The organism is Veillonella sp. CNR 79/14 (assembly GCF_003992185.1).
Classification (GTDB): Bacteria; Bacillota; Negativicutes; order Veillonellales; family Veillonellaceae; genus F0422.
Genome location: NZ_RQVH01000001.1, coordinates 81,179 through 93,821, shown reverse-complemented (window position 1 = coordinate 93,821; position 12,643 = coordinate 81,179). Strand labels below are relative to the sequence as shown.

The 12,643-nt window shown below is 37.9% G+C and carries 9 protein-coding genes; 2 read left to right on the top strand and 7 right to left on the bottom strand.

Annotated features, from left to right (window positions below; all coding sequences use genetic code 11):
• Positions 1 to 164 precede the first annotated feature (164 nt).
• Positions 165 to 659: an S-adenosylmethionine decarboxylase family protein gene (locus EO119_RS00395; protein ID WP_062402869.1), complete on the top strand. Its 495-nt coding sequence runs from the start codon at positions 165 to 167 to the stop codon at positions 657 to 659.
• A gap of 141 nt (positions 660 to 800) precedes the next feature.
• Here EO119_RS00395 and EO119_RS00390 read toward each other — a convergent pair whose 3' ends face one another.
• The 3 genes from EO119_RS00390 to EO119_RS00380 are packed head-to-tail and all read right to left on the bottom strand — an operon-like array spanning position 801 to position 5,240.
• Positions 801 to 1,280 (bottom strand): dCMP deaminase family protein, encoded by a 480-nt coding sequence (locus tag EO119_RS00390; protein WP_009354146.1) that lies wholly within the window; start codon positions 1,278 to 1,280, stop codon positions 801 to 803.
• Positions 1,281 to 1,292: 12 nt separating this feature from the next.
• A complete protein-coding gene (gene leuS, locus EO119_RS00385) occupies positions 1,293 to 3,761 on the bottom strand; it encodes a leucine--tRNA ligase (protein ID WP_126940267.1) in 2,469 nt (822 codons plus the stop codon).
• 51 nt (positions 3,762 to 3,812) lie between these two features.
• Positions 3,813 to 5,240 carry a glycosyl hydrolase family 18 protein gene (locus EO119_RS00380; RefSeq protein ID WP_240632787.1) on the bottom strand — a complete coding sequence of 476 codons (1,428 nt, stop codon included), beginning with the start codon at positions 5,238 to 5,240 and terminating at the stop codon, positions 3,813 to 3,815.
• Between the two features lie 136 nt (positions 5,241 to 5,376).
• Here EO119_RS00380 and lgt point away from each other — a divergent pair, with 136 nt between their 5' ends.
• A complete protein-coding gene (gene lgt, locus EO119_RS00375) occupies positions 5,377 to 6,189 on the top strand; it encodes a prolipoprotein diacylglyceryl transferase (RefSeq protein ID WP_126940265.1) in 813 nt (270 codons plus the stop codon).
• 196 nt (positions 6,190 to 6,385) lie between these two features.
• Here the strand turns inward: lgt and trmFO are convergent, their stop codons facing one another.
• Genes trmFO through EO119_RS00355 form a run of 4 tightly spaced genes read right to left on the bottom strand, consistent with a single transcriptional unit; the run spans position 6,386 to position 12,640 of the window.
• Positions 6,386 to 7,705 carry a methylenetetrahydrofolate--tRNA-(uracil(54)-C(5))-methyltransferase (FADH(2)-oxidizing) TrmFO gene (trmFO, locus tag EO119_RS00370; RefSeq protein WP_126940264.1) on the bottom strand — a complete coding sequence of 440 codons (1,320 nt, stop codon included), beginning with the start codon at positions 7,703 to 7,705 and terminating at the stop codon, positions 6,386 to 6,388.
• Positions 7,702 to 9,951, bottom strand: coding sequence for a type I DNA topoisomerase (topA, locus tag EO119_RS00365; RefSeq protein WP_371666251.1), 2,250 nt, complete (start codon positions 9,949 to 9,951; stop codon positions 7,702 to 7,704). Before topA ends, trmFO begins: the two co-directional genes overlap by 4 nt.
• A 13-nt stretch (positions 9,952 to 9,964) precedes the next feature.
• Entirely contained in the window at positions 9,965 to 11,068 is a 1,104-nt protein-coding gene (dprA, locus tag EO119_RS00360) for a DNA-processing protein DprA (protein ID WP_126940263.1), read from the bottom strand.
• On the bottom strand, positions 11,069 to 12,640 hold the full coding sequence (locus EO119_RS00355) for a YifB family Mg chelatase-like AAA ATPase (RefSeq protein WP_126940262.1): 1,572 nt from the start codon (positions 12,638 to 12,640) through the stop codon (positions 11,069 to 11,071). It lies immediately after the preceding gene.
• Positions 12,641 to 12,643: the final 3 nt, after the last annotated feature.

Sequence of the window (12,643 nt, the reverse complement as noted above, 5' to 3'; positions counted from 1 at the left end):
AGGGGCATAGCTCTCTATGTCTTACCTATAGCTTACCATAGGAGTAGAGTTTCGTAAATTCTATAATTAACTTTTATAATCATAACTATTACAAAAAAGTATAACAAATTTACAAAATCAAAAATATTTTATATAATAGACTATGAATGAAAGTAGGTGAAAACATGCACGTTTTAGGTGAACACGTTTTAATTGATTTATATTCATGTATTGATGAAAAAATAGAATCTCCTGCTGTCTTACAAGATGCTATTGTAAATGCCTTAGCAATTACAAATCAATGTGTTGAGGAAATCGATTGCCAAATTTTAGAAGATGAAATCTTCTTGGTAGCCGTATCCCATCACTGCCATGTAATTCTTCATGCATATCCACAATTAGGCTATGTAGCAGCAGATGTATATACATTTGAAAAATCTGTAGAACCAAAAGTAATTATGAAAGAATTACAACGATCTGTGGGTTCTGAAAAAGTAAAGGCTACTAGCATCCGTCGTGGTGACTTCGGTAATGAAAGAGACATGAAGCCTCGTAAACAGTCTTCTCTAACTGCTATGGGTAGAGTTACACGAACTCGTACACGGTTGACAAAAACTGGCAAAAATATTACTTCTAAAAGTGTAAAAGCCATCAAAAAAGTAATGGGTAACAACAAATAAATATCGAACATACAAACGGCTAGCCCTTAATGGAAACTAGCCGTTCTTTTGTTCGATATTATACTATTCCAACATAAAAGGCTGAACTTAGGAATATATCCTCAAGTTCAGCCTTATTATATACAGATGTAGCCTTTACAATTATAGTTGTAAAGATAATTGTCTACCACTTGGTTCATAAGCCGTAATAGTTACTCCGGCAGTTTGAAACAATCGTTTTGATGCTTGCACTTCTCGTGTATCTTTGTAATCATCGCGCCAATAGATAACTTCTTTAATACCACTTTGAATGATGGCTTTTGCACATTCATTACAAGGAAATAAAGTGACATATATTTTACTTCCTTCTAGTGAACCACCACGATAATTTAAAATCGCATTCAGTTCACTATGAACGATATAAAAATATTTATTATCTTCTTCTCGATTACGATTCCAAGAGAAATCATCATCATCACAACCTAAGGGCATACCATTATAACCGATAGATAAAATTTTATTATCATCGCTCACAATACAAGCCCCTACTTGTGTATTGGGATCTTTGGAGCGTTGCCCTGCTAACATAGCAACACCCATAAAATATTCATCCCAGCTAATATAGTCCTTACGTTTTTCCATAGGAACCTCGTTTTATTTGACTACAATATTAATTAATTTTTTAGGCACTACAATCACTTTCACAACAGTTTTACCCTCTGTAAACTCTTGTACACGTGGTAATGCTTTCGCAGCTGCTTCTAATTCTTCTTTAGATAATGAAACAGATACTGTCAATTTATCACGCACTTTACCATTCACTTGAACTGCCACTTCTACCTCATCTACCACTAGAGCAGATTCTTCATAAGTAGGCCAAGATGCAGCATGCACGGAGCCTTCAAATCCACATTCATGCCAGATTTCTTCAGTAATATGCGGTACAAATGGTGCTAGCAATAACGTTAACTTTTCAACTAGTTCTTTTGCTAAATCACTTTGCACAGATTCATGGCTATCTTTAAATTGGTACATAGCATTTACCAACTCCATAACAGTACTGATGGCAGTGTTAAAATTGAATTTACCATCTAAGTCTTCTGTTACTTTTTTGATAGCACGATGTAATTCACGGCGTAATGCTGTTTCATCTTTGGACAAGCTATCATGATGTCCTGATGTACCTAATTGTTGGTATGTATCGATAATGCGCCATACACGACCTAAGAAACGATAGGAACCTTCTACCCCTTGGTCGCTCCAGTCCAAATCACGATCTACTGGTGCTGCGAATAAGATGAATAAACGAGCTGTATCTGCACCGTATTTGGCAATGATTTCTTCTGGAGATACTACATTGCCTTTAGATTTAGACATTTTAGAACCTTCTTTTAATACCATGCCTTGTGTTAATAAGGCTTTGAAAGGCTCATCCACTTCTACTAAACCGATATCATGTAGTACTTTCACAAAGAAACGTGCATATAATAAGTGCAAGATCGCATGTTCAATACCGCCAATGTATTGGTCTACATTCATCCAGTATTTCGCAATTTCTTTATTAAACACTTCTTTGTCATTACGAGCATCTGTATAGCGCAAGAAATACCAAGAAGAATCGATAAATGTATCCATGGTATCAATTTCACGTCGAGCAGGACCACCGCAGCAAGGGCATGTTGTGTTTAGGAAGTTTTCAGATGTGGCTAATGGAGAGATAGCACCGCCGTCAAAGGATACATCTTCTGGAAGTTTTACCGGCAATTGATCTTCTGGAACTAATTGCTCTCCACATTTTTCACAGTATACAACTGGAATAGGGCAACCCCAATAGCGTTGACGAGAAATCAACCAGTCACGAAGACGGAAGTTTACAGTTTTACGACCTGTACCTTGTTCAGTGAAGTAATCACCTAATGCTTGACGCGCTTCTTCAGAAGTTTTGCCATTAAAGTCGCCGGAGTTCACCAATATACCATCTTCAGTGAATGCTGTATCTAAGGAAGCAAAATCCAAATCTTGTGCTGTATTTTGGATGACCCAATTCACAGGTAAATTATATTTTTTTGCAAACGCATAGTCTCTTTCATCATGAGCTGGAACACCCATAACAGCGCCTGTACCATAGTCTGCTAGTACATAGTTAGCAATCCAAATAGGCACTTCTTTACCTGTTATAGGATGTGTCGCATAAGAACCTGTGAACATACCTACTTTTTCTGCCTCTGTAGAAGTACGCTCAATATCACTTTGGTTACGCAATGTTTCAATGAACGCCTCTAGCTCTACTTTATTAGAAGCATCCTGAATCAATTCTTTTACATATGGATGTTCTGGAGCTAATACTACATAAGATACGCCAAATAAAGTATCTACACGAGTAGTATAGACTTCAAAGGATTTATCAATTTTAGGAACATAAAAAGCAAATTGTGTACCTTCACTGCGACCGATCCAGTTACGTTGCATCGCTTTTACACGGTCAGGCCATTGGTCCAATGTATCTAAATCGTCTAGCAAACGATCTGCATAGTCTGTAATTTTAAAGAACCATTGTTTTAAGTCTTTTTTCACTACATCATTATCACAGCGCCAGCATTTGCCATCAATAACTTGTTCGTTAGCTAATACTGTATGGTCATGTTCACACCAGTTTACTTTTGCTTCTTTTTTATAGGCCAAGCCTTTTTTATAAAATTGTTGGAATATCCATTGTGTCCAACGATAGTAATCTTCTTTACAAGTCGCAACTTCACGGCCCCAATCATAGGATAAACCCAACTCTTTTTGCTGACGTGTCATGTTGGCAATATTATCTAATGTCCAATCTTTAGGAGATACACCATTTTTAATAGCTGCATTTTCCGCAGGCATACCAAATGCATCCCACCCCATTGGATGTAATACATTAAATCCACGCATTTTTTTGAAACGTGCCACTACATCACCAATCGAATAGTTACGCACATGTCCCATATGTAAGTTACCAGATGGGTATGGGAACATTTCTAACACATAATATTTTTCTTTACTTGGGTCATACTCTGTTTTAAATACCCCAGACTCTTCCCAATATGTTTGCCATTTTTTTTCAATGTCTTGTGCCACGTATTTTTCGTACATGCTATGCCTCCTCAATTGTATGTATTAATACTCCTAAGTATACTCCAAATCTTAGTCTTTAGGCAAAGACTTTTTTTCTTTTGTAACCTTTACAACACCTGTTTCATCAGAGTGTTTATGAGGTTTCTTAAACTTTAACACAATTTCTTTACCGTCTTTAGAAATCTTTGTCACTTCTGAAGTATCTGTATGTTTAGATTTTTTCTTCTTATCTTTCTTTTTCTCTTGTTTTTTTACTTCTTTTTTATGATCTTTTTTATCTGAATCCGCTTTCCCTTTTTCAGTGCTATTTGTAGTAGCACTATCTAGAGCAAAACTCAACACTGGCCATACATCGGAAGCTTCAAAACCTTTACGCCAAGCCGCTACTCCTGCAAGTTGGAATTCTTTTACAAGGCCCACTTTATAGCTTAAAGACTGCGGATCTTCAAACCAAATTTTAGTCAGTGTTCCCTCATATGGTTTCTTTTCATCATAGATACCATAGACGCCATTTTTATTCGTTAATGTTAAATAATTACCTTTTAAACGATCATCCCAACGCAACGCATCTCTGTATTCACGTTCTAAATCTAGAGCCTTGGTCATAGCAAGGGTTTTACTTTTTGCTTTTCCTTCCCAAGAACCTTTCACTGGTACAGACCATTCACGCATATAAAATGGAATACCCAGTACGAGTTTTGATGCTGGCACTTCTGAAAGCATTTGCTCTGTATGCTTTCTCACCCATGGATAAGAGGCGACTGGTCCCGCTGTAACACTGGATGCCCACGTTTCATCGTATGCCATAAGCACCACATAATCCACTGCATCAGCATAGGCCTTACGGTCATACACTAAGGACCAGTTTTCACTATTGGAATATCCCGTTACATCAATAGAGCTATGGATATTATACGTTCGTAATCCTTTCGCTAAAAAATCTACAAACTTAGTTAGCTGTGCTTTATCTTTATAGTGGACATTTTCAAAATCAAAATTATATCCATCATAACCATACTCTGTAGCATAATTAATAAGCCCTTGTTTATATCGTTCCCACATCGATTCATTCGCAAGGATTTTACTAGTCATGTCTGGATCGAATTGGTTTGTGATTAAAGGCCATACACGATATCCTTTTTCTTTATAACTATTCACGTAGTCATGAGATAGCTTAGGACTAACTTTTAGACCGGACGTTGTCAATTCAAACCAACTTGGAGACATGATTGACGTGCCATTCTGTACATACTTTGTATCATAGGCCGTTTCTGATACTATGGGATCAAATACCATGGTAATAGGCAATGTAACTTCTTGTTTCTCTGGGACATGTAACATAGGACCTACGTATTGTGTAGGTGCTACTGCTGTTGTTGTATTGGAAAGTGCTGGAAAAGGAATATGGATTGTTGCCTCTGCCACTTGATAGGAAGCAAATAAACTCAAGGTTGATATTCCTAGCACCATATGTTTCATAAATTGTAAGTGTTTCATAAGCGCTCCTTTAATCTTTATATTATACCACATTCAGTCTATATATTGGGAACACTATACTATTTCTCTAAAATTTATGGTACACTACAAAGGTAGGAATATTAAAAATATATTTAGTAAAATATCAGGAGGTACTATGTATCAATATTTATTTTTCATCGGAGGCTTTCCTGTCAGAGCCTACGGATTACTACTTGCTTTAGGTATTATTAGTGCTGCTATTGTGGGCTACTTTATTATGAAAAAAGATGGCCGTGGTTGGGAAAATCATATGGTGGATTTCACCATTACTGTCGCTATCGCTGGCATCATTGGTGCTCGACTATGGGATGTATTCTTCTTCGACTGGGGATACTACCACAATCATGTATTGGAAATCCCTTATGTGTGGCAAGGTGGTATGGCTATCCAAGGTGGCGTATTATTAGGTGCTATTGCAGGGATTTATTATTTAAAGAAACAACAAGTAGATCCTTGGGCATTTGCTGATTTATTTGCACCAGCCCTTATGGTAGGTCAATCTGTAGGACGTATGGCGAATGTAATGAATGGTGATGCCTTTGGTCACCCTACCGGGGGAAACTTTGGTATTCTCTACCCAGAAACTACATTGGCATACCGTACCTATGGTAATCAACCATTATGGCCTGCTGAAATTTGGGAAGGTCAAGTAGATGTTATTTTATTTGTTATCTTACTATTGGCTAATGTATTCCCTCATAAAAAAGGACAAATATTCTGCTTATATGCCTTCTTGTATTCTGGCTTACGATTTTTCTTAGAATTTTTACGTGGAGATTATGTCAATCTAACATTAGGATTTAAATCTGCACAGGTTACTAGCTTAATTGTAATGGCTGTATCTTTTGGTATCTGGCTATACCTTCATTATAAAGGAACAACAGATACACATGTATTCCCTACTGAAAAAAGCAAAAAAGTAAAATAATAGATTCTATTATCTTCCAACACGTCGTGATAGACGCAACATCAATATAATAACATATCTATTATAAATACAAAGAGGAAAGAATGTCATGACGACTTCTTTCCTCTTTTTCATATTTATAAGACTTCAATTATTACAAGGTTCTATTTCCTTTGTACATCTATAGTACTATACCTATTGGGTACCAATTCATGAATTAAGATAGTAACTCTTCTTCTACAATTAATGCATCTAATTCATCTAAAGCACGTTGCGCAATTAATGCATTTTTTTCTTTTTTCTTACGTACTTTAGCTCCCCAAGGTTCCATGATACCGAAATTTATATTCATTGGTTGGAAGTTAGAACCTTCATAGGCACTGATATAATGACTTAACCCACCAAGAGCCGTTGTTTTCGGGAATGTAACAAATTCTTTATCCTGTAACATACGTGCCACTTGGATGGCTGCCATCATACCCGCAGCTGCTGATTCTAAATAACCTTCCACACCTGTCATTTGACCAGCAAAGAATAATCGTGGATTAGACTTTAGTTGGAATGCTTGGTTTAACAGTTCTGGAGAGTTAATATACGTGTTACGATGCATCACGCCATAGCGAATAAATTCTGCATTCTCTAAACCTGGAATCATTTGGAATACTCGCTTTTGTTCGCCCCATTTTAAATGTGTTTGAAAGCCCACCAAATTGTACATAGTAGCTTCTTTATTTTCCTTGCGCAACTGCACTACTGCATGCCACTCAATATTGTTCCGTGGATCTACAAGACCAACCGGTTTCAAAGGCCCATAGCGCAATGTATCTACCCCTCGAGATGCCATAATTTCTACAGGCATACATCCTTCAAAATAGATTTCTTTTTCAAAATCTTTTGGTTGTACTACATCAGCTGTAGTTAAAGCTTCATAGAATGCATCATATTCTTCTTTCGTCATAGGACAGTTTAAATAATCTGCATCCCCTTTATCATACCGTGAGGCTGCAAATACTTTATCGTAATTCAAAGACTCTGCTGTTACAATCGGTGCTGCCGCATCATAGAAATAAAAATCTTTAGAACCAGTTAACTCTTTAATCTTAATCCCTAACGCTTCTGATGTGAGTGGACCACTTGCAAAAATAACAATACCTTCATCTGGAATCTCTGTCACTTCTTCATGAATCACTGTGATTAAAGGGTGTTCTTTAATACGTTCTGTGACCCTTTTGCTAAAAGCATGACGATCTACAGCCAAGGCACCACCTGCCGGAACTTGAGTAGCATCGGCAGATTCCATGATTAAAGAGTCTAAACGACGCATTTCTTCTTTCAAAAGCCCCACTGCATTTTCTATCGTATTCGCACGCAAAGAGTTAGAGCATACTAACTCTGCAAATTGATCTGTATGATGAGCCGGTGAAGACACTTTGGGACGCATTTCATATAAGTGCACAGGGATACCACGCTTAACCAGTTGATAGGCTGCCTCAGAGCCAGCAAGACCAGCTCCAATAATAGTTACAAAATCTTTCATTCTTTATCTTCTTTCTTTGTTCTAGGTTTACGTTTTGGCCTTGTTTCACAGTCAGGATTGGAACAAAACTCTTTTTTATTTCCATTTTTATATACTTTTTCAGCCATTAAGCTACCACAAACGGGACAAGTTTTATCAATAGGTTTATCCCACATTGTAAAATCACAAGATGGATACCCTTCACAACCATAAAAAACACGACCTCTCTTGGATTTACGTTCTAAAATCTCATGAGATTTACATTTAGGACATGTCACTCCCGTGCTAACTGTAATGGACTTAATATTTCGACAATCTGGAAAGTTAGAACATGCTAAATATTTACCATAAGGTCCTAGTTTATAGACCATATCATGTCCACATTTTTCACAAAGGATACCACTCTTTTCTGCCTCCAGTTCTATCTTCTCAGCCGATTCAGCTGTGTATAATTCCTTCTCAAAACTATCATAAAATGAATGGATAACAGCTTCGTAGAAGTTAGTCCCTTGTGCAATATGGTCTAAATCTTCCTCCATAGAGGCAGTAAATTTTGTATTAATGAACTTTTCAAAATGAGTTTTTAAAAATTCCACCACGGCAAATCCTAAATCAGTAGGAATAAATTGTTTATCCTTACGCTCCACATAATTCCGTTTTAAGATCGTATCAATGGTAGCTGCATACGTACTTGGTCGACCAATTCCCTGTTCTTCTAATACTTTGATAAGACCTGCCTCAGAATAACGGCTTGGAGGTTGCGTAAAATGCTGTATACCATCCATAGAGATAGGTATAATAGCTTGCCCTTCCTCTAGGGCTGGCAATATATGGTCATCTTCTTTTTTAGCGTCTTCATAGACTTCTGTAAAGCCTTTAAATAATACACGATTCCCAGAAGCCTTCAATGTATACTCATCTACATGAAATTGCATAGTGATAGTTTCACTTTTCTGTGGAGCCATTTGACTCGCTAAAAATCGATTCCAAATCAAGGTATATAATTTTAACTCATCACTAGATAGATAGGACGCTACCGCTTTAGGTGGTAATTCCAACATGGTAGGACGAATCGCTTCATGCGCATCTTGAGCATTCGCCTTCGCTCCAAATACATTTGGTTTACTCGGATAAAACTCCTTCCCAAAGGTCTTGAGAATATAGGCTTTAGCCGCTTCTTGCATTTCCTTTGATACCCGAGTGGAATCTGTACGCATATAGGTAATCAAACCTACATGACCATAGCCCCCAATTTCTTTACCTTCATATAAATGTTGTGCTGCAGACATAATGCGTTTTGCATTCATATTCAGCTTGCGTACACCTTCTTGTTGCATCGTCGACGTCGTAAATGGAGCTGGTGCTTTGCGACTACGTTGTTTTGATTGTACAGAACTAACTACACTTTCACGGTCACGAATAACACGTAACACTTCATTACTTTCTATCTCATTAGAAATCGTTAGCTTTTCATCACCTTTGTGTGTCACTACCACATCAAATTGTTCATTCTTAGCTGTTTGATACACACCTTCGATAGTCCAGTATTCTTCTGGAATAAATGCTTGAATTTCTCGTTCCCGATCGCAGATAATACGTACCGCTACAGATTGAACACGTCCGGCACTAAGTCCTTTGCAAATCTTTTTCCACAATAAAGGACTCAATTTATAGCCTACAATACGGTCCAATACGCGGCGAGCCTGTTGAGCATCCACCATATGCATATCAATCGGTCTAGGTGTTGCCATCGCCTCTTGAATAGCATGCTTGGTAATCTCATTAAAAGTCACTCGACATGGTGTAGTACCATCTATATTTAAAATATGTGCTAAATGCCAAGAGATGGCTTCTCCTTCACGGTCAGGGTCAGTTGCCAGATACACAGCCTTCGCCTTATCTGCTTCTTTGCGCAAATCTTCAATAACAGCCTTTCTACCTGGTACATTCAAATATCTAGGTAAAAAACCATTAGTTATAGATACACCCATTTGCATTTTAGGTAAATCCCTTAAATGGCCCATGCTAGCTTTTACCACATAATCATCACCTAAAAATTTTTCAATGGTCTTTGACTTTGCTGGTGATTCCACTATGATTAAAGTTTTTCCATCTTTTTTGAAAGTCCGTTTATGCTCTATTTCAATCGGTTCCGGACGCATGACCAAAGGTCTAGACTCTGGTACTTTGGCGCTTGTTTTGACAACTTCTTTTGTATCTTTGTCTTTTTTCTTCTCCCCTGTAACGAAGGATCTAGTAATGGCCAAAAATCTTCCTCCTCTAAGTATGTAGCACGTACCCCTGAGGGGTATGTGTAATCATTTGTTTTAGCTCTAGTTGTAACAGCAATGTATGAAGATTTGATAAAGGCAATTGTGTGCTATGTACAAGTTCTTCAATCGTTGTATTTCCACCAGGATTCATAGCCTTCAATACACTTTGTTCTTCTTCATTCACTATGTTTACTTTATTACTATCCATGTTACTATACTTTGCGACTTTTTGCCAACCATATTCACGCAATACTTGTTCAGGATCTGTTAATACTGTAGCTCCTTGTTGAATAAGCCAATGATTTCCATCACAAGTATGCGTCAATACATTACCAGGTATGGTAAATACATCTCTCCCTTCATTAATAGCCATATCAGCAGTAATCAAAGATCCGCTACTAGCTTTTGCTTCCACTACAATAGTGCCTCTCGTCATACCGCTGATAATTCGATTTCGTGAAGGAAAGTGATGGCTCTTTGCTTGCATATGCGGTCCATATTCTGATAATAGCAATCCATCTTTTTCTAAAATTTCTAAAAATAAATTCCGGTTTGTTCTTGGATAGGTTACATTTAAACCGCAGCCCATAACAGCAATCGTTGGAGTTTGTCCTTGCAAGGCCCCTTCATGGCTAGCACGATCGATCCCCATGGCGCCTCCACTAACAACAATAATGCCTAAATTAGATAAAGCCCGTCCAAAGTGTCTAGCTACTTGTACACCATAGGTAGAGCACTTTCTAGCGCCTACCATCGCCAAAGAACGATCCATATGTTGCAACACTTCTATATTTCCACGTCCATACAACACTCGGGGACTATTATAAATTTCTAATAAAGATTTTGGATAGCATGGAGATTCCCAAGTAATCACTTCTATATGATAACGCTCTAAATCTTCTTCTAATTGTAATAGAAAGCTTTCATTGATAGGACGGCGAATTTCATCAAATAATTCATATTTACAACCCAATGATGGTTCCACATTGTGATGTAACACATGATGCCAAGCTTCTTTGGCACTTTCATAATAGGTAAACAAATTACCTAAGCTTGCATTCCCTAATCCCACTACATGTTGGAGAGCACTCGCATAAATTTCGTCTTTCATTTACAATCCCTCCTGTACTTGCCGATAACTCAAAGCTTCTGCCACATGGTCTGTTAAAATCTCCTCAGATTCTGCTAAATCAGCGATTGTTCTTGCCACTTTAATAATGCGGTCATAGCTACGTAAACTCAAATGTAATGTAGTAAAAGCTGAATCTAGCAATTCTTTAGCTTGCTCAGAAAGTTTCACATACATTTCTATATCACTATGACTTAAATGTGAGTTCACCCCAATATTCGTTCCTTTATATCTTTCAGTTTGCATAGATCTAGCACGGATAACACGGCTACGTACTTGCTCTGTACTAACTTCATCCTTAGAGGCATATATCTCTGTTAAAGTAGGTCTTTCTACGGGTACTACTAGATCCATTCTATCCAAAATAGGTCCTGATAACACTCGTTGGTATCTTTGAATTTGCGTAGCTGTACAAGTACATCGATGATCTTCTTCCGTTCCAAACCATCCACATGGACATGGGTTCATAGCCATGACAACAATGCAATCACTAGGATAGGTCGTTGCCATTCCAATCCGTGCAATATGTACTTGTCGTTCTTCTAAGGGCTGTCTCAGAACCTCTATGACAGGCCTACGAAATTCTGGTGCTTCATCCAAAAATAAAACGCCTTTATGTGCCAAGGTAATTTCTCCTGGTTTTGGCGGTTGTCCTCCTCCCGCCATAGCCACTAATGTACTCGTATGATGAGGACTGCGAAATGGTCGTTGTTCCATTAATCGGCCACTTTTTAATAAACCCATTACACTATAAATGCGGCTTACCTCTAGTTGCTCCTCCCGTGAAAGAGGAGGCAATAAAAATGGCAGCCGTTTAGCTAACATGGTTTTTCCCGAACCCGGAGGTCCTGTCATCAGTAAATGATGACCACCAGCAGCAGATATTTCTAAGGCCCGTTTTGCCATTATTTGCCCTTTTACATCTTGTAAATCTAGTATTTCCGCACTATATTTTGATGGCACTATAGCTATCTGCGCACATAGATTGTCTTTCTTTTCAGGATCTTCTAATACTTCCACAACTTCAGCTAATGTAGATAGTCCATATACAGGTATAGAGGACCCACTAATAGCCTCTTCATGATTTCCTATAGGCACAATAATATCTTCTACCATAGAAAGATAATTATTGTCATTCCCTAACTCCTGATTTGTCACTCCCATCACCATAGATAACATCCCCATCACTGGTTGTAAAGAACCATCTAGCGATAATTCTCCTATAAATATATGGTGATTCCAATGTATAACCTCCTTTTTCTTGTGTTTTCCCGATTCTTGAGCGGCTAAAATTCCCATGGCAATGGCTAAATCTAAAGAAGACCCATCTTTACGAATATGGGCAGGTGCTAGATTGACCACAATTCTCTTCATAGGAAACTCAAAGCCCCCATTCTTGATAGCCGATCGCACTCTCTCTTTTGCCTCTTTCACAGAGGTCGCTGGTAATCCAACAATGTCAAAGCTTGGTAGACCTGGGCTAATATCTACTTCTACGGTCACCACATATCCATCAATACCACTCACACATACTCCATAGGTTTTTGCATACATGAT